At 70.6% G+C, this 25,453-nt stretch carries 27 protein-coding genes and 1 pseudogene; 15 read left to right on the forward strand and 13 right to left on the reverse strand.

Annotated features, from left to right (window positions below):
* Window positions 1-261: 261 nt before the first annotated feature.
* The 4 genes from ACH442_RS27950 to proB form a co-directional block, all read right to left on the reverse strand.
* Complete coding sequence (locus ACH442_RS27950) at window positions 262-1,767, reverse strand: glycosyltransferase (protein WP_396341086.1); 1,506 nt, start codon at window positions 1,765-1,767, stop codon at window positions 262-264.
* Window positions 1,764-2,366 (reverse strand): hypothetical protein, encoded by a 603-nt coding sequence (locus ACH442_RS27955; RefSeq protein ID WP_396341087.1) that lies wholly within the window; start codon window positions 2,364-2,366, stop codon window positions 1,764-1,766. Before ACH442_RS27955 ends, ACH442_RS27950 begins: the two co-directional genes overlap by 4 nt.
* A 312-nt stretch (window positions 2,367-2,678) precedes the next feature.
* Complete coding sequence (locus ACH442_RS27960) at window positions 2,679-3,923, reverse strand: glutamate-5-semialdehyde dehydrogenase (protein WP_396341088.1); 1,245 nt, start codon at window positions 3,921-3,923, stop codon at window positions 2,679-2,681.
* A gap of 164 nt (window positions 3,924-4,087) precedes the next feature.
* Window positions 4,088-5,200, reverse strand: a complete 1,113-nt coding sequence (gene proB / locus ACH442_RS27965) for a glutamate 5-kinase (RefSeq protein ID WP_396341089.1) — start codon at window positions 5,198-5,200, stop codon at window positions 4,088-4,090.
* A gap of 62 nt (window positions 5,201-5,262) precedes the next feature.
* Between proB and ACH442_RS27970 the strand changes: the two genes are divergently transcribed.
* Together ACH442_RS27970 and ACH442_RS27975 are read left to right on the forward strand one after the other, a co-directional pair.
* On the forward strand, window positions 5,263-5,586 hold the full coding sequence (locus tag ACH442_RS27970; protein ID WP_396341090.1) for an MGMT family protein: 324 nt from the start codon (window positions 5,263-5,265) through the stop codon (window positions 5,584-5,586).
* Window positions 5,564-6,364, forward strand: a complete 801-nt coding sequence (locus ACH442_RS27975; protein ID WP_396341091.1) for a class I SAM-dependent methyltransferase — start codon at window positions 5,564-5,566, stop codon at window positions 6,362-6,364. The genes ACH442_RS27970 and ACH442_RS27975 overlap by 23 nt, the downstream gene beginning before the upstream one ends.
* 130 nt (window positions 6,365-6,494) lie before the next feature.
* On the opposite strand, the gene ACH442_RS27980 is transcribed toward ACH442_RS27975, so the two are convergent.
* Entirely contained in the window at window positions 6,495-7,178 is a 684-nt protein-coding gene (locus tag ACH442_RS27980; protein WP_396341092.1) for a TetR/AcrR family transcriptional regulator, read from the reverse strand.
* Between the two features lie 101 nt (window positions 7,179-7,279).
* Here ACH442_RS27980 and ACH442_RS27985 point away from each other — a divergent pair, with 101 nt between their 5' ends.
* Window positions 7,280-8,203, forward strand: coding sequence for an NAD-dependent epimerase/dehydratase family protein (locus ACH442_RS27985; RefSeq protein ID WP_396341093.1), 924 nt, complete (start codon window positions 7,280-7,282; stop codon window positions 8,201-8,203).
* Between the two features lie 60 nt (window positions 8,204-8,263).
* On the opposite strand, the gene ACH442_RS27990 is transcribed toward ACH442_RS27985, so the two are convergent.
* Window positions 8,264-9,655, reverse strand: coding sequence for a gamma-glutamyltransferase (locus ACH442_RS27990; RefSeq protein ID WP_396341094.1), 1,392 nt, complete (start codon window positions 9,653-9,655; stop codon window positions 8,264-8,266).
* A 49-nt stretch (window positions 9,656-9,704) separates the two neighbouring features.
* Here ACH442_RS27990 and ACH442_RS27995 point away from each other — a divergent pair.
* The 3 genes and pseudogenes from ACH442_RS27995 to ACH442_RS28005 all read left to right on the forward strand — a co-directional run.
* Window positions 9,705-10,046: pseudogene (locus ACH442_RS27995) on the forward strand (hypothetical protein); the annotation flags it as partial.
* A 90-nt stretch (window positions 10,047-10,136) separates the two neighbouring features.
* Window positions 10,137-10,673, forward strand: a complete 537-nt coding sequence (locus ACH442_RS28000) for an NADH-quinone oxidoreductase subunit B (protein WP_396341095.1) — start codon at window positions 10,137-10,139, stop codon at window positions 10,671-10,673.
* 10 nt (window positions 10,674-10,683) lie between these two features.
* Entirely contained in the window at window positions 10,684-11,985 is a 1,302-nt protein-coding gene (locus ACH442_RS28005) for a DUF2252 domain-containing protein (protein ID WP_396341096.1), read from the forward strand.
* A gap of 7 nt (window positions 11,986-11,992) precedes the next feature.
* Here the strand turns inward: ACH442_RS28005 and ACH442_RS28010 are convergent, their stop codons facing one another.
* Window positions 11,993-12,919: a hypothetical protein gene (locus tag ACH442_RS28010; RefSeq protein WP_396341097.1), complete on the reverse strand. Its 927-nt coding sequence runs from the start codon at window positions 12,917-12,919 to the stop codon at window positions 11,993-11,995.
* Window positions 12,916-13,452, reverse strand: a complete 537-nt coding sequence (locus ACH442_RS28015) for an RNA polymerase sigma factor (RefSeq protein WP_396341244.1) — start codon at window positions 13,450-13,452, stop codon at window positions 12,916-12,918. The genes ACH442_RS28010 and ACH442_RS28015 overlap by 4 nt, the downstream gene beginning before the upstream one ends.
* 72 nt (window positions 13,453-13,524) lie before the next feature.
* Here ACH442_RS28015 and ACH442_RS28020 point away from each other — a divergent pair, with 72 nt between their 5' ends.
* The 9 genes from ACH442_RS28020 to ACH442_RS28060 all read left to right on the forward strand — a co-directional run bounded on the left by ACH442_RS28020 (window position 13,525) and on the right by ACH442_RS28060 (window position 21,920).
* Window positions 13,525-14,250 (forward strand): NADH-quinone oxidoreductase subunit C, encoded by a 726-nt coding sequence (locus ACH442_RS28020; RefSeq protein ID WP_396341098.1) that lies wholly within the window; start codon window positions 13,525-13,527, stop codon window positions 14,248-14,250.
* Window positions 14,250-15,209, forward strand: coding sequence for an NADH-quinone oxidoreductase subunit H (locus ACH442_RS28025; RefSeq protein WP_396341099.1), 960 nt, complete (start codon window positions 14,250-14,252; stop codon window positions 15,207-15,209). Before ACH442_RS28020 ends, ACH442_RS28025 begins: the two co-directional genes overlap by 1 nt.
* Window positions 15,210-15,384: 175 nt before the next feature.
* Window positions 15,385-15,951, forward strand: coding sequence for a NuoI/complex I 23 kDa subunit family protein (locus ACH442_RS28030; RefSeq protein WP_396341245.1), 567 nt, complete (start codon window positions 15,385-15,387; stop codon window positions 15,949-15,951).
* On the forward strand, window positions 15,948-16,514 hold the full coding sequence (locus tag ACH442_RS28035) for an NADH-quinone oxidoreductase subunit J (protein WP_396341100.1): 567 nt from the start codon (window positions 15,948-15,950) through the stop codon (window positions 16,512-16,514). The genes ACH442_RS28030 and ACH442_RS28035 overlap by 4 nt, the downstream gene beginning before the upstream one ends.
* Entirely contained in the window at window positions 16,514-16,876 is a 363-nt protein-coding gene (nuoK, locus tag ACH442_RS28040) for an NADH-quinone oxidoreductase subunit NuoK (RefSeq protein ID WP_396341101.1), read from the forward strand. The genes ACH442_RS28035 and nuoK overlap by 1 nt, the downstream gene beginning before the upstream one ends.
* Entirely contained in the window at window positions 16,873-18,786 is a 1,914-nt protein-coding gene (locus ACH442_RS28045) for an NADH-quinone oxidoreductase subunit L (RefSeq protein ID WP_396341102.1), read from the forward strand. Before nuoK ends, ACH442_RS28045 begins: the two co-directional genes overlap by 4 nt.
* The gene (locus tag ACH442_RS28050) at window positions 18,786-20,348 is read left to right on the forward strand and encodes a NuoM family protein (RefSeq protein ID WP_396341103.1); all 1,563 of its coding nucleotides are present in this window, start codon (window positions 18,786-18,788) and stop codon (window positions 20,346-20,348) included. Before ACH442_RS28045 ends, ACH442_RS28050 begins: the two co-directional genes overlap by 1 nt.
* The gene (locus ACH442_RS28055; RefSeq protein WP_396341104.1) at window positions 20,345-21,787 is read left to right on the forward strand and encodes an NADH-quinone oxidoreductase subunit N; all 1,443 of its coding nucleotides are present in this window, start codon (window positions 20,345-20,347) and stop codon (window positions 21,785-21,787) included. The genes ACH442_RS28050 and ACH442_RS28055 overlap by 4 nt, the downstream gene beginning before the upstream one ends.
* 4 nt (window positions 21,788-21,791) lie before the next feature.
* Complete coding sequence (locus ACH442_RS28060; RefSeq protein WP_396341105.1) at window positions 21,792-21,920, forward strand: hypothetical protein; 129 nt, start codon at window positions 21,792-21,794, stop codon at window positions 21,918-21,920.
* Here the strand turns inward: ACH442_RS28060 and ACH442_RS28065 are convergent.
* Genes ACH442_RS28065 through ACH442_RS28085 form a run of 5 tightly spaced genes read right to left on the reverse strand, consistent with a single transcriptional unit; the run spans window position 21,913 to window position 25,445 of the window.
* On the reverse strand, window positions 21,913-22,215 hold the full coding sequence (locus ACH442_RS28065; RefSeq protein WP_396341106.1) for a GNAT family N-acetyltransferase: 303 nt from the start codon (window positions 22,213-22,215) through the stop codon (window positions 21,913-21,915). The genes ACH442_RS28060 and ACH442_RS28065 overlap by 8 nt on opposite strands.
* Before the next feature lie 21 nt (window positions 22,216-22,236).
* On the reverse strand, window positions 22,237-22,893 hold the full coding sequence (locus ACH442_RS28070; RefSeq protein ID WP_396341107.1) for an MOSC domain-containing protein: 657 nt from the start codon (window positions 22,891-22,893) through the stop codon (window positions 22,237-22,239).
* Window positions 22,890-23,711 carry a GNAT family N-acetyltransferase gene (locus ACH442_RS28075; RefSeq protein WP_396341108.1) on the reverse strand — a complete coding sequence of 274 codons (822 nt, stop codon included), beginning with the start codon at window positions 23,709-23,711 and terminating at the stop codon, window positions 22,890-22,892. Before ACH442_RS28075 ends, ACH442_RS28070 begins: the two co-directional genes overlap by 4 nt.
* 19 nt (window positions 23,712-23,730) lie before the next feature.
* The gene (locus ACH442_RS28080) at window positions 23,731-24,738 is read right to left on the reverse strand and encodes an LLM class flavin-dependent oxidoreductase (protein ID WP_396341109.1); all 1,008 of its coding nucleotides are present in this window, start codon (window positions 24,736-24,738) and stop codon (window positions 23,731-23,733) included.
* Window positions 24,735-25,445 carry a TetR family transcriptional regulator gene (locus tag ACH442_RS28085; RefSeq protein WP_396341110.1) on the reverse strand — a complete coding sequence of 237 codons (711 nt, stop codon included), beginning with the start codon at window positions 25,443-25,445 and terminating at the stop codon, window positions 24,735-24,737. Before ACH442_RS28085 ends, ACH442_RS28080 begins: the two co-directional genes overlap by 4 nt.
* Window positions 25,446-25,453: the final 8 nt, after the last annotated feature.

Here is a 25,453-nt window from a genome sequence, read left to right on the forward strand (position 1 = left end):
CAAGCGTCGCCTCATTCAAGAGCGCGCTGCCCTCGGAACATGCCGCCTCTTCCATAGCGCGCTGCCCTCAAAGCACGCCGTCTCTCCCAGAGCGCGCTGCCCTCAAAGCACGCCGTCTCTTCCAGAGCGCGCTGCCCTCAAAACATGCCGCCCTTCAGGAGCGCGCCGCCTTCAAATCGCGCCGCCCTTCAGGAGTGCGAACGCTCCCGCCCGGCTGATCACCATTGATCGGCCGGGCGAAGTCGTGCGCCGAACCTGCTGTCAGACCTGGAAGCCGCGGTGGCGCCGCACCAGCTTGCGCAGCATGAACACGGTCTGAGCGATCGTCGCCAGGTAGAGGATCGGCCACCCCAGCGACAGGATCGCCGACTGCACGCCGACGCTCTGCTGGCTCCAGGCGTAGATCCCGCCGCCCAGGATCGCGAGCAGCACGACCAGCGGCATGACGTACGCCGATCCTTTGCCCTTCTCGGCGTTGGCCTGCGCCGCCCAGTTGTCCTTGTCGCTCTGGGCCAGGAACTGCGTCCACGCGGACACGAAGTGCCCCATCCGGATCCACATGTAGAACTCGGCCGGGATTATCAGCCCCGCATAGAGCAGGTCGGACGCGCTCTTGTCCTTCATCGCCAGCGCGAGCCGCAGGTTCAGCAGCATCGCGATGACCGGCGGGATCAGCCAGATCGGGTTGAACACGAACGCGTGAATCGACAGCGCCGCGATCAGCAGCAGCAGGAAGCCGATCCGGGACCCGATGTTGAACAGCATCGCGATGTTCTCGTACCAGCGCAGGCGCAGGTTCGGGTGCAGCGGCTGACCTTTGTTGTCACCGCGCTGACCGGGCCAGAACAGGTCGATCGCGCCGAAGTTCCACTTGACCTGCTGGCCGTGCAGAGCGCGCAGGTTCGTCATCGGGCCGACGAACGCGCGGGCCGTCGCGCTGATCTTGGTGCTGTAGCCGGCGTCCTTGATCTGGAGCGACAGCTTGCTGTCCTCGACCTCGCTGTCGCGGACCCACGGCGCCTGCTGGTGATGTCGGACCATGACGGTCTCCAGCGCCCGGATGCTGAACAGGCTGCACTGCCCGCCCAGCACGGCCATGTTGCGGCCGCGCAACAGGTTGTCCATGTTGAACGCGCCGAACTGGGCGCGCTGGCCGGCCACCAGGAAACGGGCCATCAGGCCGCGGTACCGGCTCTTGTCGATCGTGTAGATGGCGCTCAGCCCGCCGATGCGCGGGTCGTCGGTCATCTCCAGTTCGAGGCGCTCGACGGCGTCCCGGGCGAGCGTGGTGTCGCCGTCGACGCCCAGGATGTAGTCGCAGCCACGGGACAGGAAGTAGCCGTAGTTGAGCGCGCCCACCTTCTTGTCCGGGTTCACACCCATGTCGTGGACGTGGACGGTGGTGACGAACTCCTCGCCCTTGATCGTCCGGGTGTGCCGGCCCTCGAACGAACGGGCGATCTCCGGGGTGTCGTCGTCGGTGTTGTTGATGATGACGTGGATGACGTCGGGCAGCCGGGTCTGGGCCAGGATGCTCTTGAGAACGTCGCTGATCGTCTCCTGCTCGTTGTAGCAGGGAATGATGCAGCTGATCGTCGCGTGCCGGGGTTTCGCGGCGGCGATCTCGTCGGACACCGCCTCGGCGGTCTCCAGCAGGGCCAGCTGCGGGACGGCGGCCGGCAGCGCCAGCGGTCCGGCCTTGGTACTCCTGGGCAGCAGGATGCGGCGGTCGGTAGCTCGGCGAAGGCCGGGACTGGTCTCGGTCATCGTGTGGCGCCATTCGTGAGCAGTGGCAGCGTCAGGGTGTCCAGCGCTGTCGAGCGGTAGTACGTGTTCGCCTTCGGGGCGGTCTCCACCAGGAGATCCAGCCGGACCGTGAGCGTGAGCGCCGCTGCTCCCGCCGTCGCCGCCGGCAGGGTCACCACGGTGTTGTAGGGGTACGGCGGCGTGACGTCGAACGTGCCCTTGTCGGTCGCGGCCACCACCCGGTTCGTGCCGTCGTCCTGCGTCACCTGGAACGTGCTGATGGTGACCCGGTGCGTGCTGTCGGCGTCCTCGATGTGGGCGGCGACGTTGATCGTCTTCACGCCGTCAGCGGTGTAGAGCTTGGCGTTGTCCGAGGTCCAGTACGTCAGCTGGACCGTGAAGTTGCCCTGCTTGAGACGGTGGACAGCGGTGCCGGTGTCCAGGGCGCCGCTGGGCCGGGTCGACTTCGCGGCGGTCGTGGCGGCGGCGGTCGCGGCCGGGGACGCCTTGGCCGTGGGACTGGTGGTCGTCTTCGTGCCGGCCAGCGGCTTGCTGCTGCTGGTCAGCTCCTGCAGGCTGGTGCAGCCGCTGAGGCTGCCGAACAGCGCGACGGCTGTCACGACCGCTGCCGCGCTTCGGGGGAGACGCACTGATGACCTCTTCGCTGGGGGAGAAACTGCTCATGGCGTACGGGGGATGCAAGCCCTTGATCGGTCCCCGGCGGGCCGGGACAAGGGTTCGTGCGGAATCACCCCGTCGGCATGCGACGTTGCGGGCCAGGGGTCGCCGGGCCAAGTCGGCAACGGTTACCCGGCACTTGAGCAGTCCTGCCGTGGAGGAGCCGTTCGGCTGCGGGACGGTGGCCGGACAGGAGAAAAAGAACGACCGCGGCGGGCTGTCGCCGCCGCGGTCGTCGTGTTCGGTCGTGCCGGTCAGCCCCGGATGTGACCGTTTCCGGTCACGATGTACTTCGTGGAGGTCAGCTCCGGCAGCCCCATCGGGCCCCGGGCGTGCAACTTCTGGGTGCTGATGCCGATCTCGGCGCCGAACCCGAACTCGCCGCCGTCGGTGAACCGGGTCGACGCGTTGATGATCACGGCGGCCGCGTCCACGCCAGCGGTGAAACGCCTGGTGGCAGCGATGGACTCGCTGACGATCGCCTCGGTGTGACCGGTGCCGTGCTGCCGGATGTGGTCGAGCGCGTCCTCCAGGGTGTCGACGACCGCGACGGCGAGGTCGGCCGAGAGGTACTCCCGGTCCCAGTCCTCCTCGGTGGCGGCGACCACGGCGTCGCTGTAGCCGGCCACCCGGGAATCGCCGTGCACCGTGACCCCCTTGGCGGCCAGCTCCTCCAGCACCAACGGCAGGAACGTGTCGGCGATCTCGGCGTGCACCAGCAGCGACTCGGCGGCGTTGCAGACCGAGTTCCGCTGGGTCTTCGAGTTGATCGTGATGGCGAGCGCCTTCTCCAGGTCGGCGGCGGCATCCACGTAGACGTGGCAGTTGCCCACGCCGGTCTCGATCACCGGCACCGTGGACTGCTCCACCACTGTCCGGATCAGATCAGCGCCGCCCCGCGGGATCAGCACGTCGACCAGGCCGCGGGCGCGCATCAGCTCCTTCACCGAATCGCGTGTCGTGGCGTCCAGCAGCTGGATCGTGTTCGCCGGCAGGCCCGCGTCGGCGACCGCCTTGCGCAGCACCGAGACGATCGCCGCGTTCGACGAGAAAGCCGAGCCGGAACCGCGCAGCAGCGCCGCGTTGCCGGACTTCAGGCAGATGCCGGCGGCGTCGGCGGTCACGTTCGGCCGGCCCTCGTAGATCATGCCGACCACACCGAACGGCACCCGGACCTGCCGCAGCTCCAGCCCGTTGGCCAGGGTCGAGCCGCGCACCACGTCACCGACCGGGTCGGGCAGCGCGGCGAGCTGGCGCAGCCCGTCGGCCATCGCGGCAACCCGCGCCGCGGTCAGCGCGAGCCGGTCGATCATCGCCTCGGAGATGCCGTTCTCCCGCGCGTTGGCGACGTCGACCGCGTTCGCCGCGACGATGTCGTCGGTGCGCTCGACCAGCCGGTCCGCCATCAGCAGCAGAGCCGCATCCTTCTCCGCGCGAGTGGCCCCGGCCAGATCGATCGCCGCGATCCGAGCGGCAGCCGCCTGCTCCAGCACGCTCATGCCGCCCCCTCCGCTTCGCTCCGGCGTCGCCATGAGGTGGTGACTGAGCCCAATGATTCACTCGCAAGCTCGCTCATGCCGCCGCCTCCGCTTCGCTCCGGCGTCGCCATGAGGTGGTGACTGAGCCCAATGGTTCACTCGCAAGCTCGCTCATGACAAACCCTTCATAGGAGTACGAGGTCGTCGCGGTGGACGACCTCTCGTTCATAGCCCGGCCCGAGCTCGGCCGCCAGTTCCGGAGTGGACCGGCCGAGCAGCGCCGGCAGCTCCACCGCGTCGTAGTTGACCAGCCCGCGCGCCACCGGCGTGCCCGAACCCGCGTCGACCAGGTCCACCGGGTCACCGGCCGCGAACGACCCGTCCACCGCGGTGATCCCGGCCGGCAGCAGCGACTTGCGCCGGGCCACCACCGCGGCGACCGCGCCCGCGTCCAGGTGCAGGCGACCGCGCGGCGAGGTGGCGTGCGCCAGCCAGAACAGCCGGGCGGCCGGACGGCTCGCGGCCGCCTCGAACAGTGTCCCCACCTCGTCGCCGGCCAGCACCTTCCCGGCCAGCGGCGCGGCGGTCAGCACGACCGGGATGCCGAAACCGGTGGCGATCCGGGCCGCCTCGACCTTGGTGACCATGCCACCGGTGCCGACCCCGGACTTGCCGGCCGACCCGATCGCGATGCCCTCCAGGTCGCTGTCGTCACGGACCAGTGGGATCTTTCGCGCGGACGGGTCGGCCGGGTTGCCGGTGTAGAGCGCGTCCACATCGGAGAGCAGTACCAGCAGGTCGGCGTCGACCAGCGCGGCGACCAGTGCGGCCAGCCGGTCGTTGTCACCGAACCGGATCTCCTCGGTGGCGACCGTGTCATTCTCGTTCACGATCGGCAGAGCGCCGAGGTCGAGCAGTTTCCGCAGCGTCTGGTAGGCGTTCCGGTAGTGCGACCGCCGCGTCACGTCGTCCACGGTCAGCAGCACCTGGGCCACGGTCAGGCCGTGCCGGGCGAACCCGGCCGTGTAACGGGCGACCAGCAGACCTTGGCCGACTGCGGCGGCAGCCTGCTGAGTGGCCAGGTCATGCGGTCGCCGTGGCAGGTGCAGCGGGGCCAGCCCGGCCGCGATCGCGCCGCTGGAGACCAGGACCACCTCACGACCCTCGCCGGCCAGCCCGCCCAGGGTGTCGACCAGGGTGTCCAGACGCTGCTCGTCGATGCCGCCCGCCGCCGTGGTCAGCGAGGACGACCCCACTTTGACCACGATCCGGCGCGCACCGGTAACCACTTCCCGCATCCGGCCCATTCTGCTCGGCCGCCCGGTGATGATCCGTCGCAGATCCCATATCGTGGCCGGTGATGACACCGGAGGAGTACGTCGAAGCCGTCCTCGACCTCGTCGAGCGGATCCCGGAGGGCCGGGTGATGTCGTACGGCGCGATCGCGGACGAGCTGGCCGACCGCTCCGGCCGCAACTCGCCCCGTCAGATCGGGGGCATCTTGTCCCGGCACGGTGGCAGCGTGCCGTGGCACCGGGTGGTGAACAGCGCCGGGCGGCTGCCACCCGGCCACGAGCGGGAAGCGCGGGCGCGACTGCTCGCCGAGGGCGTACCGTTGCGCGGCGACCGGGTAGTGATCGACAAGGCCGGGTGGAGCCCAGATGCAGACCGGACAGGCGAGTAAAACGGCGTACGCGGCGGCGCGGTACCGTGCCGCCCACCAGGTGCTGGAGCACGGGTCGATCTTCACCGACCCGCTTGCGCTGAGGATTCTCGGGCACGAGCCGGAAGAGCTGCTCGGTGACGCGCCGCGACGCGGGATGCGGCTGTTCATCGCGGCCCGCCACCGGTTCGCCGAGGATCACCTGGCCGCGGCGGTCGAGCGCGGCGTGCGGACGGCGGTGGTGCTCGGGGCGGGGCTCGACACGTTCGCGTACCGGAATCCGTTCCCGGAGCTGACCGTGATCGAGATCGACCACCCGGACACGCAGGCGTGGAAGCAGGAGCGGCTCACCGAGACCGGCATCGACATTCCGGACAACATGCGATACGTCGGGGTGGATTTCGAGCACGAGACGTTGCGGCTGGACCTCGACGGGCCGGCGTTCTTCCTGTGGATGGGCGTCGTGCCCTACCTGACGATCGAGGCGTTCACCGAGACCCTGACATTCATTTCCCGGGGTACGGGCAACGAAGTCGTCTTCGACTACGCCCAGAGCCCGGATCGCATGCCGGCCGGCCGCCGCGCCGCGCTGGAGGCGCGCGCCGCCCGGGTCGCCAAGATCGGCGAGCCGTGGCTGACGTTCTTCGAGCCGTCGGAGATCGCCGCCCGGCTGGAGTCACACGGTTTCGCCGACCTCGACGACCTCGGCCCGTCCGGCCTGGCCGCCCGCTTCTTCAACCGCCCCGACGTCCCCCCGGAAACCCCCGGCGGCCACGTCGTCCACGCCCGCCGCCGCTAGCCCGCCGCCACAAGCTCCCGCGTCCGTCGAGCGGGACGCCTGGTCCGCCCCGTTCGAGCGGGATGCAAGGTCCGCGCCCGGTCCGGCGCTGCGGCCGGGACCCACGGCGGAGGCCGCGGATTCCGGGCCGCTAAGCGATTCCGGCGAAGGTGGCCGCGGCGCGCATCTGCCACTCGAAGAAGCCGCGCCGATCCTCCTCGAACGTGTTGTTGAGCTGGCCGAACAGCTCCGCGCTGACCGCGCCGCACAGGTGGATGAACCCGGACATCACTCCGCCGACCAGGTGGGCCGGCACGCCTGCGCCGAACTGTTCGGCGACGGCGGCCATCTCCTCGCCGAAGCGCCCGGCCGGTTGCGGTGGCACTTCGGTGATCCGTCCGCTCCGCAGCCCGGCCTGTGCCGTCCCGGCCAGCGCGAGGACCACCCGGGTGGCCGGGACGACGGTGTCCTGCGGCGCCTGGTAGCCGGGGACCGGGCTGCCGTAGATCAGCGCCCACTGGTGCGGGTTGGTCAGCGCCCAGTCGCGGACGGCATGGGCGATCGACAGCCAGCGCGCGAGGGGATCGTCCTGACCTGCGGAGGCTTGTTCGGCGGCGTCGCCGACCGCGTCGTAGGCGTCGATGATCAGTGCCGTGAGCAGGTCGTCGCGGCTGGCGAAGTAGCGGTAGACGGCGGAGGAGGCCATTCCCAGGTCGCGGGCGACTGCCCGTAACGAGAGGTTGGCCCCGTCGGTTGCCAGGTGGCGCCGGGCCACCTGCTTGATCTCTTCGGTCATCTCGGCCCGGACGCGGGCTCGCAGGTTGGCGGCGCTCATGAATGCCAGTGTGCCACAACGAGAGCAGTGCTCTTGCACGTTGGCGGATCGTATGGAACAGTTGTCCTCAACGGAGAGCAGTGCTCGCAAAGGAGAACATCATGCACGTCGTCGTCGGTTCCGGCCCGATCGGTTCGAACGTCGCCCGCATCCTCGCCGAGCAGGGCGAGCAGGTGCGGATGGTCACGCGCAGCGGCAGTGGCCCGGAGCATCCGCTGATCGAGCGGGTCGCCGCGGACGCGTCCGACACCGCCCGCCTGACCGAGCTGACCCGGGGCGCCGAGGTGCTCTACAACTGCGCGAACCCGAAGTACACCGAGTGGGCCGACAAGTGGTTCCCGATGAACGACGCGATGATCGCCGCGGCCAAAGCGGCCGGCGCGGTCTACGCGATCACCGGGAACCTGTACGGATACGGTCCGCAGCCCGACGGCCGGATGACCGAGAACACCCCGCTCGCGGCGACCGGGCGCAAGGGCCGGATCCGGATCAAGATGTGGCAGGACGCGCTGGCCAGTGGGGTGCGCACGGTCGAGGCACGGGCGTCGGACTACGTCGGGGCGGGCGCGGTCAGCACGATCTCGGCGGTGCTGCTGCCGGCGATCAATTCCGGTCGCGCCGCCTGGGCGCCGGGCGATCTGGACGCGCCGCACACCTTCACCTACACCGGTGACATGGCCCGCACGCTGGTGACGCTGGCCCGCGACGAGCGCGCGTACGGCAAAGCCTGGCACGTCCCCTCCGGCCCGGCGATCAGCATGCGCGAGCTGGCCGCACGCTACTGCGCGGCGGCCGGCGTGCCGCTGGTCAAGATGCACAGTTTGCCGCGGTTCGTGATGCGCACGGCCGGGTTGGCCGTCCCGATCGCCCGCGAGCTGGCCGAGATGGATTACCAGTTCTACGCGCCGTTCCGGATGGACAGCTCGCTCACCGAGCGCACGTTCGGGCTGACCGCCACCGATCTGGACGTGGCGCTGCGGGAGACCGCGGCCGCGGCCGAGATCACCGCGGCCCGCCGGATGTGACGGGGCGTGTCGTGAGTTCGGCTGACCGCGCCGCAGCCCGGTCGAATTTCACGACACGCCCTACAGGAGCAGACCGACCCCGCCGCGCCGCGGATCGCCCGCGGCGCCGGCCAGGCCCACCGCGGTCACCCCGCCGAAGTAGTGGTTGAGGTCCGGCCACTCGACCACCTGCCAGCCCGCCGCCCGCAACGCGTCCAGTTCCTCCGGTGGGCATCCGCTCTCGGCGTGGATGGTGTCCTCGACGGCGTGGAAGCGGGGCCGGGAGATCGCGTCGGCCACGTCCAGCCCGTCGACCAGCACCCCGAGCAGCGTGTCGACCAGGGCGGTACGGATCCGCGACGCCCCCGCCGACCCGGCCGCCACCGCGAGTGTGTCGTCCGGCCCGATCACCACGAGCGGGCACATGTAGGACGACATCCGCCGCCCCGGCACCAGGTCCTCGGTGAGCAGTTCGCCCTCGCCGAGCATGGAGTTCAGGTTGATGCCGAGCCCGGGCAGCCACACCCCGGCGCCCAGCCCGAGCGTCGTCGTGATCACGCAGGCGTTGCCCTCGGCGTCGACCACCGACACGTTCGTGGTGTCGCCCAGCCGCTGCGCCCCGAGGTTGCGCAGCGCGGTCGCCACCCCGACGGCCCGGCCCGGGCGGGTCAGGTCGGCCGGCAGTGCGCCGATCGTGTCCACGGTCCGGTTCAGGTCGTGCCGGGCGCAGACCCGGTAGCCGGCGAGCGTGGCGTGGTCGACCGGGACCTCGTTGACGCGGTACCCGGCCAGGTCGGCCGGCCCGATCGTCCCGCCGGCCGCGCGGACCGTGGAGACCAGCAGGTCGGCGTGCTCCCCGGTGTAGAACACGCCCGGCCCGCCGGCGGCCAGCGCGTCCATCGCGGTCGACAGCCCCTGGTGGAAGAGCAACTCGTCGCTCTCCAGCAGGCGCCCCTCCGGCTGGTAGGAGGCCGCGCCCTCGCCGTAGGCCAGCGCCGGCGCGCACGATTTCAGCGTGCGGGCGTGCGCGGCCGGCAGCAGCACGCCGGTGCGGGCCAGGCCGGCGGCCGGGGCGACCACCTCCGACCAGGGCAACCGTCCCCAGCGCTGGTGCACCTCGCCGAGACCGGCCGGGACGCCGGGCACGGCCACGCTCGCCCCGCCGATCGAGTAGATCTGTGGCAGCCCGCCGAAGAACACGTCGACCGCCACCATCGGCTCCGGTTTCCGGTCGCCGTCCAGGCCTGGCACCGCCACGAAGAAGTCCAGACAGGTGACCTCGCCGGTGCGCGCGTCGAAGTAGGTGGCGAACCCGCCGCCGCCCAGCCCGGTGTAGATCGTCTCGGCGACGCAGCAGGCCAGGACCGCGGCGACCGCCGCATCGGCGGCGCTTCCGCCCGCCTCGAGAATCCGCACTCCGGTGCGGGTGGTCGCCGGATGGCTCGCGGCGACGCCGGCCGCAACGCTTCCCATGCGAGCGAGCGTAGGCGGCAAGACCCGATCATGGTTACGATGCGCGTCGATGACCCCCACCGGTCCCTCTCCCGTGGTAACCCGGCCGAGTGCCCTGCCCCGGAGGGTTTTGGCTGGGTATGCCCTTGACTCCCTGGTCACCGGCGCGTTCGGGACCGTGCCCGGTTTGCTTTTTCTGCCCTATCTGACGGACACGCTGGGTGTCGCGGCGATCGGGCCGGAAACCGTGCTCGTCGTCGGTTCCGCCCCCTCCTACGCGCACGGTGTCGTCGACCCGATCCCTGAACTGGCCGCGCTCTGCCTGGAACGTGGCGTCCGGTTCCACGTCGACGCCTGCTTCGGCGGCTGGATCCTGCCCTACCTGCGGCGGCTCGGCGCCGCCCCGCCCGCCTTGCGGGAGGCCCTGCTGACCGGCTTCCTCAGCCTCCTGCAACGCCCGGCCTTCGACTGACCGCCCTCGTGGATGCAGTAGGTTGACGAAATGGCCCTACCTGGAGTGCTCGGTGAACCCATCCGGTTCGTGCTGAACTGGGGCCGCCGCTACTCGCTGTGGGTGTTCAACTTCGGCCTGGCCTGCTGCGCGATCGAGTTCATCGCGTCCAGCATGAGCCGGCACGACTTCATGCGACTCGGGGTGATCCCGTTCGCGCACGGCCCACGCCAGGCCGACCTGATGGTCGTCTCCGGCACGGTCACGGACAAGATGGCCCCGGCGATCAAGCGCCTCTACGACCAGATGCCCGAGCCGAAGTACGTCATCTCGTTCGGCTCCTGCTCCAATTGCGGCGGGCCGTACTGGGACTCGTATTCGGTCACCAAGGGCGTCGACCAGATCATCCCGGTCGACGTCTACGTCCCGGGCTGCCCTCCTCGCCCGGAGGCCCTGCTCCACGGCATCCTCCGCCTCCAGGAGAAGATCGCCGCAGAGCAGTCCGGCCCCGGCGGCGTCTACCGTCCCGACCCGTTGGCCAAGGATGTCGCCGCGTTAACCGCTCCCGTGGTGGCCCGGCCGGTCTAGCGTGATCGGCATGAGCCAAGCGTCTCGTGCTGATGTCATCGTCGACGTGCTCGCCCGGGAGTTCGGGGAGCTGATGGCGATCGATCCGGCCGCGTTCCGTCGCAAGTTCCGGAAGATGGCGGCGTCGCCGTTCGCGTTCTACCGGGGCAGCGCCTCGCTGTTCTACGCCGACCTGGCCGGCGACTACCGTGACGACAGTTATCTCGACGAGCGGACCAGCCGGGTCTGGATTCACGGCGATCTGCATGCCGAGAACTTCGGGACGTACATGAACTCGTCGGGGCGGCTGGTCTTCAACGTCAACGACTTCGACGAGGCGTACGTCGGGCCCTTCTCCTGGGATCTGAAACGCTTCTCGGCGAGCGTCGCGCTGATCGGTTACTCCAAGGCCTTGTCCGACGACAGCATCACGGCCCTGGTGACCGCGTTCGCCGAGTCGTATCTGACCGAGTTGCGGGCGATCGCGCACGGCGGGGACGACGCGATCGGTTCGATCACGCTGGAGAACGCGGACGGGGTGCTGCGCCGGGTGCTGCAGGAGGCGCGGCTGAACACGCGGGTGGATCTGCTGAACGGGCAGACGACGGTCGATGACTACGAGCGCCGGTTCTCGCTGGGTGACGGGGTCTACGACGTCGACGACGACACCGCCTCGCAGGTGACGCAGGCGTTCGAACGGTACCTGGGCACGCTGCCGGAGGCGGGGCGGCCGATCTCCACCACGATCAAGGACATCAAGCTGCGCAAGGGTGTCGGTATCGGGTCGGCCGGGTTGCCCTCGTACAACCTGCTGCTGGAGGGGCACACCGAGGCGCTCGAGAACGACGTGATCATCTACATGAAGCAGGCGCAGGTGCCGGCCGTCGCCCGGTGGATCGACGACGAGCGGGTCCGGGCGTACTTCCAGCACCAGGGCCACCGGACCGCGGAGTCGCAGCGGGCGCTGCAGGCGCACGCCGATCCGTGGCTGGGCTTCACCGAGCTCAACGGGGTCGGTCAGCTGGTCGCCGAGGTGTCGCCCTACGCCGCCGACCTGGACTGGTCGGACGTCAACGAGCCGGAGGAGCTCTCCGGGGTGGTCGCCGACCTGGGCCGCGCCGTTGCCCGGATGCACTCGGTCGCCGACGACGAGTCGAGCCACGACCTGGTCGACTTCTCGACCGAGGAGGCGATCGTCGCGGTGGTCGACAAGGACGAGGCGGGTTTCGTGCGGCACCTGGTCGAGTTCGCACACAAGTACGGTGACCAGGCCCGCGAGGACCACCAGGACTTCGTCGACGTGTTCCGCAACGGCCGCATCCCCGGTCTCTAGAAGCGGCTCAGCGGCGGTCCACCCGGACCGCCGCCGCGGCCTGCCCGGTGGCCTCGGCCGACGGCGTGACGTCGATGACGGTGGTCTTGGTGCCTTTCGGGATGGTCACGTCGAGGTGCCCCAGGGCCGGGACGTGGCCGCACTCCTGCGTGAGTGTGGTGAACGGCGCGGCGACGCCGGGCTCGCCGGGCTTCTCCGGGCCGATCTGGACCTTCACGGTGCCGGCGCCGACGCAGGCCACGGTGAGCCGGTAGTTTCCGGCCCGCATGGTCTGGTCCTCCAGACCATCGCCGCCCTGGGTCAGGAATCCGGAGATGGCGCTGTACGAGCTGTTCCCCACCGCTTCCTGCGCGGCGACGCGCAGCCGTTCCTGGGCGGCCTGGGTCATCTTCAGCGAGTACGCGATCCCGGTCCGCCCCTCGGTCGCCGAGTCCGGGCGCAAGGACACGACGGTCGGCTGGTCCGATGCGGGCACGGTCACCGGGACCGTGAGGACCGGTGGCGTTTCCTCGCACGTCACGGTGAACGCCTTTCCGGCCACTTCCGCCGCGACGTAGCCGGGGGCGCCGTAGCAGGCCGTCGTGACCTCGTAGTCCCCGGCGACGAGCGGGTACGTCTGCTGACCGGTCTCGATCGCGATGCCGCTGATCGCGGAGTCGCCCGGCGACTGGTCGATGCGCTCGGACGCCTTCTGGGCGAGTGCCCACCGGTCCGCCGCCGGGAGGGCCGGGCCCGCCGTGGAGTGCCGCGCCGGCTGCGGGCTGAGCCCGATCCCGGCCGCGACCAGCGCGACCAGTCCGGCCGTGGTGATCGCGGTGGCCCGCCGCCGGCGACGGCGAACCGTGCTCCGGGCCGCGTCTACGCCGGGCGGGACGATCCGCGGCATCGTGTCGGCGCGCAGTTCGCCGAAGAGGCGTTCCAGCTGATCGGTCATCGCGTGTCTCCGGTGTTGTCGTCCAGGTTCAGGTGTACGGCCATCGCCGCCCGGCCGCGGTGCAGCCAGGCCTTCACGGTGCCCTCGGCGACGCCTTCGCGCCGGGCCACCTCGGCGACCGGCATGTCGCCCAGGTAGTGCAGGACCAGCGCCCGGCGATGGTTGTCGGGCAGCTCGGCCAACGCGGCGATCAGCGCCACCCGGTCCGGCTCGGGGCCGTCGGCGTACAGCTCGGCCGTCGGCTGCCGGCGCAAGAAACCGAGCGCGGTCCGGGCGCGGCGCCAGCGGCTGACCGCGAGGTTCCACGCGACGCGGCGGATCCAGGCGACCGGATCGTCGTACCGGGAAATTCTTTTCCATCGGGAAAGAGCACGACAAAACGCTTCCTGTACGACGTCCTGAGCCTCCTGCCGATCGCCGAAGTAGGCATACAACTGCACGGTGAGGTCCGCGTAGTGAGCGGCATAGATCTCGTCGAACGTCGGCGGCTCGTGGTGCACGGCGCTCGGCGTCTCCGATCTCGTCCCGGCGATGACTGTCACGGCGACTACACGCCCGTGCCCGGCGGCAGGTTGCACTCTGATCCTGGCCCATAGGATGACGCCATGACGCCGGAAGAGGTCGGAGAGCGACTGGTCCACCTGATGGCCACGGACGATCCCGCCCTGGGCGAGGTGACCGCCGGCGTGTCCGGCGGCGGTCCCGGTCATGCCCGCGCGGTGGTCGACGTCCCGCTCGCCCGCTGGTGGCACGCGGCCGGCATCGCCCGCGACCCGGGTGCCCTGGGCTGCGACTTCTTCGACTGGCTGTCAGCGGTGGACGAGCTGGAGGACGGCTTCGACGTGATCGCCCACCTCTGGTCGACCCGGCGGCGGCACGGGGTGCTGCTGCGCACCCGGGTGCCGCGCGTCGGCCCGGAGGTGGAGTCGCTGGTGGAGCTCTACCCGGGGGCCGCGTGGCACGAGCGGGAGACGTTCGAGATGTTCGGCATCGTCTTCGCCCGCCACCCTGACCTGCGTCCGTTGCTGCTGCCGCCGGAGTTCGAGGGGCATCCGCTGCGCAAGGAGTTCGTGCTGGCCGCGCGGGTGGCGAAGCCGTGGCCGGGCGCGAAGGAGCCGGGGGAGTCCGAGGCGGGCACGGCCAAGCGCGCTCCGATGCGGCCGCCGGGCGTCCCCGACCCGAACGAGTGGGGCCCGATGAAAGGCACGATCCCGCCGCCGGAGACCCCGGCCCGTCCGGCGCGCCCGGCCCGTCCCGCGGGTGAGCGGCCGGCCCGCCCGCCGCGCGCGAACCCGGCCGTGGAGAAGCCGGTCGAGGGGGAGGGCAACTGATGCCGCTCTGGCTGGATCTCCTCATCCGCGTCGTCGCCGTCATGGTCGCTTTCCTCGTGCTCCCGCTCGTCGTCGGCCAGGCCGAGCACAAGGTCATGGCCCACATGCAGGGGCGGGTCGGCCCGATGTACGCCGGCGCCTTCCACGGCTGGGCCCAGCTGGTGGCGGACGGCGTCAAGTTCGTCCAGAAGGAGGACGTGCACCCGCACGGCTCGGACCGCACGGTGTTCCGGCTGGCCCCGATCGTCGCCCTCTTCCCCTACCTGGTCGTCATCCTGACGATCCCGCTGGGCCCGAACGGGCTGGTTGCGCAACGCCTCGACATCGGCCTGTTCCTGGTCCTGGCGATCCTCGGCTTCGGCGTCGTCGCGGTGCTGATGTCCGCCTGGGCCTCCGCCAACAAGTACAGCCTGCTCGGCGGCCTGCGCGGCGCCGCCCAGCTGCTCGGCTACGAGCTCCCGCTGGTCCTGGCCGCGGCCAGTGTCGCGATGGCGGCCGGCACGCTGAGCCTGCCCGGCATCGTCGAGGCGTGGCGGCCGTGGTGGCTGATCTGGCAGGCCCCGGCCGGCCTGGTCTTCTTCATCGCCGGCCTGGCCGAGATCCGCCGCCCGCCGTTCGACATGCCGATCGCCGACTCGGAGCTGGTCTTCGGTTACATGACCGAGTACACCGGCCTGCGGTTCGCGTTCTTCCTGCTGGCGGAGTACGTCGGGATCATCGTGATCGCCGGCCTGACCACGGTCCTGTTCCTGGGCGGCTGGCACGGCCCGTTCGCCGATCAGCTCGGCTGGCTGTGGACCCTGCTGAAGATCTTCGCGCTGTCCTTCGTGATCATCTGGTTCCGGGTGACGTACCCGCGGCTGCGCGAGGACCAGCTCCAGCGCCTCTGCTGGCTGATCCTGGTCCCGGTCTCCCTGGCCCAGCTCGTCCTCACCGTGGCGGTGAAGTCCCTGCTCTGACTCAGGTGCCGGGGCGTCAGCTGCTTGATCGGGAGGTCGATGAGCCACGGCTCCTGGACCTTGAGCCTGATCGCCCGCCGACGAACGTCACTCCAAGATACGGCCGGGTCGAGGTCGCGTCACTCGAACGGAGCGGGCAGGATATGCCCTTGTGACTGATGACGGGGAGCGGAGCATGCCCGGCAAGGGCTTGATCAATGGCCTTGCCGTCACGCTCAAGACGATGATCAAGCCGACCATCACCCAGCAGTATCCCGATGTCGAGCCGGAGCTGCCCCCACGCAGCCGCGGCGTCATCGCGTTGCTGGAGGAGAACTGCACGGTCTGCATGCTGTGCGCCCGCGAGTGCCCCGACTGGTGCATCTACATCGACTCGCACAAGGAGGAGGTCGTCGTCCCGGGCGCCGCGCGCGCTCGTCAGCGCAACGTGCTGGACAAGTTCGACATCGACTTCTCCCTCTGCATGTACTGCGGGATCTGCATCGAGGTCTGCCCGTTCGACGCCCTGCACTGGACGCCCGAGTTCGAGTATGCGGAGACCGACGTCCTCTCCCTGCTGCACGACAAGGACCGGCTCGGCGAGTGGATGCGCACGGTTCCGCCGCCCCCGGCCCACGACGTGCTCGGCGAGCCTTCCAAGGAGGAGGCGACCGCCGCGCGCAAGGCGGCCGGTCCGGGCGCGGCTACCGCCGCAAAAACGGCAAGACCCGCTGCCGTACGTCGTGAGCAGGCCCCGGAGTGACCATCGCGGACGTGCTGATGATCGCCCTCGGCGCCGTCGCCGTCGGTGCCGGCGCCCTCGTCGTGACCAGCACCCATCTGGTCCGTTCCGGCCTGTACCTGGTGGTCAGCCTGGGCGCGATCGCCGGCCTCTACCTGGTTCTCGGCGCCGAACTGGTCGCCTGGGTGCAGATCCTGGTCTACGTCGGTGCGGTCGTCGTGCTGCTGCTGTTCGCGGTGATGCTGACCCGCGCCCCGATCGGCCCGAGCCCCGACCTGGACCGCCCGATCGGCCCGTCCGCCCTGATCGGCGCGGGGGTGGGTCTGGGCCTGGCCGCGCTCTTGGCCGACGCGTTCCGCTGGGTCGAGTACCCGCGGGGCGATCCGGGCACCGCCGAGCAGGTCGGCAAGCAGATCTTCGGAACGTGGGTGCTCCCGTTCGAGGTTCTCTCGATTCTGCTGCTGTCCGCCCTGGTCGGAGCGATCGTGCTGTCCCGCCCGGACATCGGCGCCCGGCCGGTGCAACCGGAGGAGCCGGGGGAGACCACAGAAGAGGAAGAGAAGGACGAGGAGGTGCCGGCCTGATGCACGTGACCATTCCGTACGTGATCGCTGCCGCCCTTTTCGGTCTGGGCGTCTACGGCGTCGTCCGCCGCCGCAACGCGATCCTGGTCCTGATGGCGGTCGAGCTGATGCTCAACGCGGTGAACCTGATCCTGGTCACCGCGGACGTGTCGCTGCGCTCGGCGTTGCGGGGCGTTCCCGGCGAGGCCTGGGCCAATCCGAGCTCCCAGCCCGGCTCGGGCGGTGTCTTCGCGCTGTTCGTGATCGTGCTGGCCGCCGCCGAGGTGGGTGTGGGCCTGGCCATCGTCCTGCAGTTCTACCGGATGCGCCGGACCGTCGCGCTCGACGAGGTGCCGCTCGACGAGGAACGGGTGACCGAGTGAACGCCGGCGTGGTCGGAGCGCTGCTCCCCGGCGTCCCGCTGGTCCTTGGTCTGCTCGGTCTTGCCCTTCCGCCGGGGGACGGCGGGCCGCGCCGGCTGGCGGCCGCGCTCGGCATCACCGGCGCCGCGGTCGCGCTGATCGACGCGATCGTGCTGCTCGCGACGGTCACGAGCCGCGGTGAGCCACTGGTCGCGAGCACCCGTTGGGCGAGTTTCGGCGATCTCGAGATCACGCTCGGGTTCTCGGCCGGCGCCGCCGCGCTCTACGTCGCGCTGGCGGTCGGCACGGTCGCCCTGTGCGTCCAGGTCTACTCGGTGACCTATCTGCACGACGATCCGCGCTACGCGCCCTACGCCGCCCAGGTCAGCCTCTTCACCGGCGCGATGCTCCTGGTCGTGACGTCCGGTGACCTGATCGGTCTGCTGATCGGCTGGGAGGTGATGGGCGCCTGCTCGTACCTGCTGATCGGTCATGACCGCCGGCTGCCCGAGGCTCCGGCCGCCGCGGTGAAGGCGTTCCTGGTCACCCGGGTCGGTGACGTCGGTTTCCTGCTGGGCATCGCGCTGCTGATCGCCGGCGCCGGCACGTCCCGGATCAGTGACGTCCTCGCCCACGACTACCCGAGCGGGACCTTGACCGCCGCGTTGCTGCTGCTCCTGGCCGGGGTCGCGGGCAAGAGCGCCCAGTTCCCGCTGCACACCTGGCTGCCGGACGCGATGGCCGGCCCGACGCCGATCTCCGCGCTGATCCACGCCGCGACGATGGTCGCCGCCGGGGTCTACGTCGTCTTCCGCACGTTCCCGCTGTTCCAGCAGTCCCCGGCCGCCCTCGCGGTCCTCGCCGTGATGGCCTCGATCACGATCCTGCTCGGTGCGCTCGCCGCCACCGCGCAGGATGATCTGAAGCGGGTGCTGGCCTGGTCCACGGTCTCCCAGATCGGTTACATGACCGGCGCGCTGGCCGTCGGCTCACCCGCCGCCGCGCTCTTCCACCTGCTCACCCACGCCGCGTTCAAGGCGCTGCTGTTCCTCGCCGCGGGCGCCGTGATCCACGCCGTCGGCACCAACCATCTGTCCCGGATGGGCGGGCTGCGCGAGCACATGCCGGTGACGTTCTGGTCGTTCGTGATCGGTCTCGGCGCGCTCGCCGGGGTGCCCCCGCTGGCCGGTTTCTGGTCGAAGGAGAACGTGCTGACCGCGGCCGCGCACGCCACCGACGGCGGCGAGGCGGTCCCGGTCTGGGCCGCGTGGATCGTCTGGGTCTCCGCGCTGCTCGCCGTCGGTGTCACCGCGTGGTACGCGATGCGGTTGCTGCTCCGGGCGTTCTTCGGCCCGTCCCGCCAGCACGGTCCCGCCGGGCCGGACTGGGAGATCGGCTTCGACGACGGCCGCTACCACGTGCCGTCCGTCCCGCACGACCCGCCGGGCCCGATGCGCTGGCCGGTCCTGCTGCTCACGATCCCGGCCGCGCTGCTGGGCCTGGCCGCGTTCGCCCCCGGCTTCCGGCACGCGCTGGAACTGGAGGATCCGCATTTGAGCGTCGCGATCCTGCTGCCGCTGCTGCTCCTGGCGGCCGGCGCCGGGACGGCCTGGTGGCTGTGGTGGGCGGTGCCCGGCGTCGATCCGGTCCTCGCGCTCGGCCGGGCCAGGCCGCTGTTCGCTTCCGGCTTCCATCTGGACCATCTTCAGAGCCTGATTTTCGTACGGCCGGTGAAGGCGCTCGCCCGGCTCGTGGCCACCGCGGACGAGCAGGTGGTGGACGCCGCGGTCGAGGGCACCGGGAAAGCCACTCGCGGTCTCGGCGGCCTGTTCGCTGACGCGCACCGGGTCGCGCTGCCCGGCGCCGCGGTCCTGGTCCTGTTCGGCGCCCTGGTCCTGAGTGTCGTCGCGTGGTGGGGAGCCCTGTCCTGATGTATCGCGACTACGTCCCCGATCAGCCGACCTGGAACGCCGCGTCCGTCCTGCTGGTGGCCCTGCTCGTGGTGCCCGCGGTGGGCGCCGCCGTGGTCGCCGTGTTCCCGGCCCGGCGGGACAGACTGGCCCGGATCGTCGCCACCGGCTTCGCCGCGGTCACGTTCGGGCTCTCGCTCGTCCCGTTCTTCGCGGGCGAGCGCCACCTGGGCTGGTTCGCCTACGGCGGGCCGCGAACCACGGTGCCGCTGATCCCCTGGGTGAACGTGGACCTGCCCTGGGTCCCCGCGCTCGGCCTGCGTTTCCACCTCGGGGTGGACGGCGTCTCCTTTCCGCTGGTGGTGCTGACCGGGCTGCTCACGCTGCTGTGCTGCGCCTACACGGTGCGCAAGGTGCCGAAGGGGGGCGGCCCGGGGCGTACGCTCAGCGCCTTGCTCTTGATCTTGGAAGTCGGCGTCCTCGGAACTTTCCTGTCGCTGGACCTGATCCTCTTCTTCGTCTTCTTCGAGGTCGTCCTGCTCCCGATGTACGCCGTGATCGCCGGCTGGGGTGGCAGCGAGCGCCGGGCGGCCGCCCGCAAGTTCGTGCTCTACACCCTGTTCGGCTCGGTCCTGCTGCTGCTCGGGGTCGTCCTGGTCGTCACGAAAGCCGGCACCGGTGACCTGATCACGCTGACCGGCGCGTCCGGCCTCACCCGCACCACCCAGTGCGTCGTGTTCGCCCTGCTCGCGGTCGCGTTCGCGGTGAAGGCCCCGCTCTGGCCGCTGCACACCTGGCTGCCCGACGCGCACACCGAGGCCCCCACGGTCGGCTCGGTGATCCTGGCCGGCGTCCTGCTGAAGATGGGCACCTACGGCCTGATCCGTGTCGGTGTCGGCGTCGCCCCGCTCGGCGGGCGGTGGGCCGCTCCCGTGCTCGGCGTCCTCGCGGTGATCGCGATCCTCGCCGGCTCGCTGATCTGCCTGCGCCAGCGCGACTTGAAGCGGCTGATCGCCTACTCCAGCGTCGGCCACATGGGGTTCGTGCTGCTCGGCATCGCCACGCTCTCGGTGACCGGGCTGCAGGCGGCCCTGCTCGGCAACGTCGCGCACGGTCTGATCACCGGCCTGCTGTTCTTCCTGGCCGGGACGATCAAGGACCGCGCCGGGACGGGTTCGCTCGACCAGCTCAGCGGCTTGCGGGAGACCGCGCCCCGGCTGGCCGGCCTGTTCGGGTTCGCCGCGATCGCGTCCCTGGGCCTGCCCGGCCTGGCCGGCTTCTGGGGCGAGGCGTTCGCGGTGATCGCCGCCGTGCGCCGGGGTGGGCCGCTCTGGCTCACACTGGCCGTGCTCGCGGCCGTGGGCGGCGCGCTGACCGCGGCGTATTTCCTGCGTCTGCTGCGCCGGCTGACGCACGGTCCCACCACACCGACGGTCCATGCCATGCGCGCGTCGACCGCGGCCGTCGAGTGGTTCGCGTGGACCCCGCTGATCCTGCTGACCCTGGCCGTCGGCGTGATCCCGGCCCTGGTCCTGGCCGAGACGGCGCTGCCGCTGACCACCCTCCTGGGAGGCCACCCGTGAGCCAGCCGGTTGATCACTTCGCGTTGCTCCCGCTCTACGCGGCGGCCGGCACCGCGATCCTCGCGTTCCTCGCCGACCTGTTCGTCGCCGAGCGCGGCGTGACCGTCGCCGTCACCGCGCTCGGCGGCCTGGCCACCGCCGTCCTCGCTCTGGTCGTCGGCCCGGAGGCGGGCACGTTCTGCACCACCGGCGCGTGTTCCTGGGTCCCGACCTGGCCGGCCGCGGTCACCGCCGCGCTGTTCGCCGCCCTGACCGTCGGCGTCCTCGCCCTTTCCGCGCCGGCACTGCGCCTCGGTGTCGCCCCGGCCGGCGAGTTCTGCTTCCTGCTGGCCTGCTCGATGACCGGTGGCGTCGTGATCGCCTACGCCGGCGACCTGATCACCCTGATCGTCGGCCTGGAAACCCTGACCCTCCCGCTGTACGTGCTGGTCGGCCTGCGCCGGTTCGGCCCGGCCGGGCGGGCGGCCTCCGCGTCCGTGACGTTCTTCCTGATCAGCATCGTCTCGACCGCCGTGACCCTGCTGGGCGCGGCCCTGAACTACGCCGCCACGGGCGCCGTCCACCTCGCCCGGCTGCACGCCGCGTCCGGCCCGTTCGCCCCGCTGGCCGGGGTGGGGGTGGCCCTGCTGGTGATCGGCCTGGCCTTCAAGGTCGCCGCGGTCCCGTTGCACGCGTGGGCCCCGGCGACGTATGACGGCGCGCCCGTCCCGGTCGCGGCCTACCTGTCCACCGCCTCCAAGCTGGGTGGCGTCCTGGCCCTGGCCGCGGTCGTCTCCCGCCTGGACGCGCGCGCGGTGATGGCCGTCCTCGCCGTGCTCACGATGACGATCGGCAACCTGGTCGCCCTCCGCCAGACCCGGATGATCCGGCTGCTGGCGTGGTCGTCGATCGCCCAGGCCGGCTACATCCTGGCGGCGCTCGCGCTCGGTGCTCCGGGCGTTCCGGCGGCTCTGGCGTACGCCGTCTTCTTCATGGTCCTGGAGTTCGTGGCGTTCACCGTCGTCGTCGCACTGCGCCACCCCGGCGCCGACGGCGGCCCCCTGCTCGACTACCGGGGCGCCGGCCGCCGGAACCCGTGGCTGGGCGCCGCCCTCGTGCTGTCCCTGGCCGGGCTGGCCGGTCTGCCGCCCGGGCTGGCCGGTCTGTTCGCCAAGCTGTCCGTGGTGACCACCCTGGTCCAGCACAACTGGTCGTGGCTGGCGGCGGTCGTCGTCCTGAACGCGGTGATCGCCCTGGCGTACTACGTCCGGGTCGCCGCGTCCCTCTACTCGCTGCCGCCGCGGATCGGCCTGAGCGTCGCCGACCCGGTCCTGGTCGACGCCGCTCTGCACCCGCGCCTGCCGGTTCCCCGCCCGGTGGCCGCGGCTCTGGCCGCCTCGGTCGCGGTCGCCGTGATCCTGGGCTTCGCCCCGCAGCTGCTCTTCGACGCCCTACTGTGAACCCGTGGTGCAGTTGCTGCTCGCCGTGGCCGGCCTCGTCGTGTTCTATCTGGTGATCCGGCTTGCCGTTGCGCACGGCATCGCTGACGCCGACATCAAACGCCGCCGCGACGGCCGGGGGCCGGTTACTTGACGCGGCGGGTGTTGCGGGCGACCAGCGATTCGTACTCCTTGTGCTTGTCGAGCCACTCGGAGACGAACGGGCACATCGGGACCACCGTGCGTCCCTTCGCCCGGGCGTCGTCCATCGCGAAGCGGACCAGCGCCGACCCGACTCCCTGCCGCTCGAAGGCCGGGTCGACCTCGGTGTGCGTATACACGACGATCGGCCCGGTCAACTGGTAGGTGAGCACTCCCGCCGGCGCGCCGGACTCGTCCCGAGCTTCGAATCGGCCCTTCTCCGGCACCTCGGCCACGGTGAACTCCATCAAGCCATCAAACCACGGAGATCACCGGAGTCGTTCCGCCACCTCGGCGAGCATCTTCGGCGGCAGTTCCGGCGCGTCCAGGAGCCGGGCCAGACGCGCGTTGTCGTGCATGTAGATCTCGTACGACTCGGCGAGTGTCAGCCCGTGCGCCGGCCGGTCCACCACCGTGATCCGGTCACCGGGAAGGAGCTGCCCGGAGGCGATCACCCGCAGGTAGGCGCCGGTCCGGTTCGCCGCCGAGAAGCGTTTCACCCAGCGCGGCTCACCCATCCGGTTCTGGAAGGTCACGCACGGTATCCGCCCGAAGGTCACCTGCAGGACCAGGCCCGAGCCGAACTCCCACTTCTCGCCGATCACCCCGCCGACCAGGTCCAGCCCGGACGTCGTCAGGTTCTCCCCGAACAGCCCCGGAGGCAGGTCGCGGCCCAGCGACGCCGCCCACCACGCATAGTCCTCCGCGGCGTACGCATAAATCGCCTGGTCGTCGCCGCCGTGATGCTCGGTGTCCCCGATGTGGTCGCCGACCACCCCGCTGTGCAGGCCGACCGTCTTGGGCCCGGGGGCACGCACCGTCACCGGCTCGGACACGGGCCTCTTGTTGATCCCCGTGGTCGCCACGTCCTTGCCCATGCTGGGTCCCGGACGGCCCACATTGACCGACTGCGCGATTCCGTTCATGAGAAAATCACCATCGCCCGATCCTCCACCGGCCGATAGCCGAGCCGGTGATAAAGCGCGTTGCTCGTCGGATTGTCCAAGTCGGTGTAGAGCACGACCTCGCCGGCACCCTCGTCGAGCGCGGCCTGCGTGGCAGCCGTCGTCGCCCCGCCGGCATATCCGCGGCGGCGCAGAGCGGGTGGCGTCCACACGTACAGAATGCGAATCATGCCGGCGGAAGGCCGGGAGCGGACCGCCATGGAAACCGGTGCGCCCTCGTCGATCCATAGTGTGATGCCGGAATGCGCGAGATGGTCGTCGACGACCGCCGGGACGTCGGAACGGGGCTCGCCGATGAATTCGTAGAAGTCCCGCAGCCAGCCGATCAGCAGATCACTGTCGGCTTCGGTGGCGGGCCGCGCGAATCCCGACGGTGCCGGATCGGGCGGGGTCAGCGTCCCGAGACGGTGCAGGCGGGTCCGCATTCCCGGCACATACTTCCGGTCATCGGCGAATGCGGCGATGTCGCCGTCCGCCATGTTGACCCCGGAAACACGCCGGTCGGCCAGGACGGAGGCCGCCGCGGGCACGGCTTCCGCCGGCAGCGCGCTGAACAGCACGGGATGCGGGGGAGTCTGCAGCAGCACTCCCGCCACCTCGCCGTCAGGCCGTCGCCACCAGCCGAAAAAGGGGTCCTCTACGCCGTACGCGTGCAATCCCCGCGACCGCAAGTTGTCGATCAGCGTGAGAAAAACAGTGTTCTGGACTGGCGAGGATCGCAGGAAGGCCCCCGCGACCGACGCGAACCGCTCCACATCGGACGTCAGTTCCCAAGACATCTCGTCATCCTAGAGCCGCTCACATGCCCCACGCCTTCGCAATTCGCGCGAGGCTGTCCCGCCGGGTCGCCGGGTCGTAGACGGTTCCGGCCAGGATCAGCTCGTTCGCGCCGGTCCGCTCGATCAGGGCGTCCAGCCCGGCGACGACCTCGTCGACCGTTCCCGCGTACTGCGTCCCCGGCAACGAGTTCAGCAGCTGCAGATCCAAATCGGACAGCTGCCGCTCGGCGGCCGCCTCCGGCGAGATGATCGGCCCGAGCCGCCCGGTGCGCAGGCTCAGCGCCATGATCCGGCTCGGCCCGGCCAGGAACTGCGCCTCCTCGGTCGTCTCGGCCGCGATCACCGACGCGCTGACCATCACGTGCGGCTCCGGGAACCGGGCCGACGGCTGGAAGCCCGACCGGTACAGCCGCAGCGCACTGTCCACATCGGAGGCGATCGCGAAGTGGTACGCATAGCAGAAGGGCAGGCCCAGGGCGGCCGCCATCTGCGCACCGTATGTCGACGACCCGAGGATCCAGACCTCCGGGAACGTCTCCGGAGCCGGCGTCGCGTGCAACCGCCCCGCCTTCCCGGCCGACCGCTCGTCCCCGAGCAGCCCCAGCACCGTCTGCAGGTGCTCGGGGAAATGCTCCACCGTCAAATACGGCGAAACGCCGCGCAACGCCGCCGCCGTGGCCTGATCAGTTCCGGGCGCGCGCCCGATCCCCAGGTCGATCCGCTCCGGGTAGAGCGCCTCCAGCAGCGCGAACTGCTCCGCGACGACGAACGGCATGTGGTTCGGCAGCATCACCCCGCCGGACCCCACCCTGATCCGTTTCGTCTGCGCGGCCACCGCCCCGATCAGAACCGGCGGAGTGGTCGACGCCACCGCCGGCATGTTGTGATGCTCGGCCACCCAGAACCGGGAAAACCCCAAGTCGTCGGCGGCCTTGGCGATCTCGATCGTGCCGCGCAGCGCATCGGCGCTGCCGTGCCCCTCGCGAACAGTGGCCAGATCCAGCACGGAAAGCGGTACACGGGTCATGACGTCGTCCATTCCGGAGATTGCAGAAGAGTGAAACCCTCGTCGATCAGCCGATGCAGCCCGGCGATGCCGGTATCCACGTCCCAGCGCGGAAGCACCGTGTTCAGAACAGTCCGCGCGGTGTTGATGAGAAGGTCGAGTTGCAGCTCACTCAGGCCGGCATCCCATCCCACGGCCCGTTCCCATTCCACGGCCCGTTCCCGTTCCGCGGCCCGTTCCCGTTCCGCGGCCCGTTCCCGTTCCGCGGCCCGTTCCCGTTCCGCGGCCCGTTCCCGCTCGGCGGCCCGTTCGCGTGCCGTGGCCCGTTCGCGTTCGGCCGCCCACTCGCGGGTGGCGTCCCAGAACCGATCGCACACATTCCGCGAGCAGACCGCCAATTCCGGCGACGCCCGCAGCACCAGCCGCTGCCGGATCATTCGTTCCGCGGTCACCGTCGTGTATTCGCGGATCAACTGATGAAGCGCGGTCCAGAGCGGCTCACCGGCCGGCCGGGCAGCGGTCAGCTCGGCCCACAGCAACGGATCCTCGGGGTCCGGATCGAAAAGCACGGACTCCTTGCCGGCGAAATAGTTGAAATAAGTCCGCCGGGAGATGCCCGCCGCCGCCACGATGTCCTCGACCGACACCGCGTCGAACCCGCGCTCCGCCATCAGGCCGACAGCCGAGTCCCGGATCTGCCGCCACGTCTCGGGGCTGCGTTGTCGCACACCGTGAC

The organism is Actinoplanes sp. NPDC020271, from assembly GCF_044388125.1.
GTDB lineage: Bacteria > Actinomycetota > Actinomycetes > Mycobacteriales > Micromonosporaceae > Actinoplanes.

Coding starts and splice junctions, on each gene's coding strand:
- ACH442_RS27950 (WP_396341086.1), bottom strand. CDS start 1,767: ATGACCGAGACCAGTCCCGGCCTTCGCCGAGCTACCGACCGCCGCATC.
- ACH442_RS27960 (WP_396341088.1), bottom strand. CDS start 3,923: ATGAGCGTGCTGGAGCAGGCGGCTGCCGCTCGGATCGCGGCGATCGAT.
- proB (WP_396341089.1), bottom strand. CDS start 5,200: ATGCGGGAAGTGGTTACCGGTGCGCGCCGGATCGTGGTCAAAGTGGGG.
- ACH442_RS27970 (WP_396341090.1), top strand. CDS start 5,263: ATGACACCGGAGGAGTACGTCGAAGCCGTCCTCGACCTCGTCGAGCGG.
- ACH442_RS27975 (WP_396341091.1), top strand. CDS start 5,564: ATGCAGACCGGACAGGCGAGTAAAACGGCGTACGCGGCGGCGCGGTAC.
- ACH442_RS27980 (WP_396341092.1), bottom strand. CDS start 7,178: ATGAGCGCCGCCAACCTGCGAGCCCGCGTCCGGGCCGAGATGACCGAA.
- ACH442_RS27985 (WP_396341093.1), top strand. CDS start 7,280: ATGCACGTCGTCGTCGGTTCCGGCCCGATCGGTTCGAACGTCGCCCGC.
- ACH442_RS27990 (WP_396341094.1), bottom strand. CDS start 9,655: ATGGGAAGCGTTGCGGCCGGCGTCGCCGCGAGCCATCCGGCGACCACC.
- ACH442_RS28000 (WP_396341095.1), top strand. CDS start 10,137: ATGGCCCTACCTGGAGTGCTCGGTGAACCCATCCGGTTCGTGCTGAAC.
- ACH442_RS28005 (WP_396341096.1), top strand. CDS start 10,684: ATGAGCCAAGCGTCTCGTGCTGATGTCATCGTCGACGTGCTCGCCCGG.
- ACH442_RS28010 (WP_396341097.1), bottom strand. CDS start 12,919: ATGACCGATCAGCTGGAACGCCTCTTCGGCGAACTGCGCGCCGACACG.
- ACH442_RS28020 (WP_396341098.1), top strand. CDS start 13,525: ATGACGCCGGAAGAGGTCGGAGAGCGACTGGTCCACCTGATGGCCACG.
- ACH442_RS28025 (WP_396341099.1), top strand. CDS start 14,250: ATGCCGCTCTGGCTGGATCTCCTCATCCGCGTCGTCGCCGTCATGGTC.
- ACH442_RS28030 (WP_396341245.1), top strand. CDS start 15,385: ATGCCCGGCAAGGGCTTGATCAATGGCCTTGCCGTCACGCTCAAGACG.
- nuoK (WP_396341101.1), top strand. CDS start 16,514: ATGCACGTGACCATTCCGTACGTGATCGCTGCCGCCCTTTTCGGTCTG.
- ACH442_RS28050 (WP_396341103.1), top strand. CDS start 18,786: ATGTATCGCGACTACGTCCCCGATCAGCCGACCTGGAACGCCGCGTCC.
- ACH442_RS28065 (WP_396341106.1), bottom strand. CDS start 22,215: ATGGAGTTCACCGTGGCCGAGGTGCCGGAGAAGGGCCGATTCGAAGCT.
- ACH442_RS28070 (WP_396341107.1), bottom strand. CDS start 22,893: ATGAACGGAATCGCGCAGTCGGTCAATGTGGGCCGTCCGGGACCCAGC.
- ACH442_RS28075 (WP_396341108.1), bottom strand. CDS start 23,711: ATGTCTTGGGAACTGACGTCCGATGTGGAGCGGTTCGCGTCGGTCGCG.
- ACH442_RS28080 (WP_396341109.1), bottom strand. CDS start 24,738: ATGACCCGTGTACCGCTTTCCGTGCTGGATCTGGCCACTGTTCGCGAG.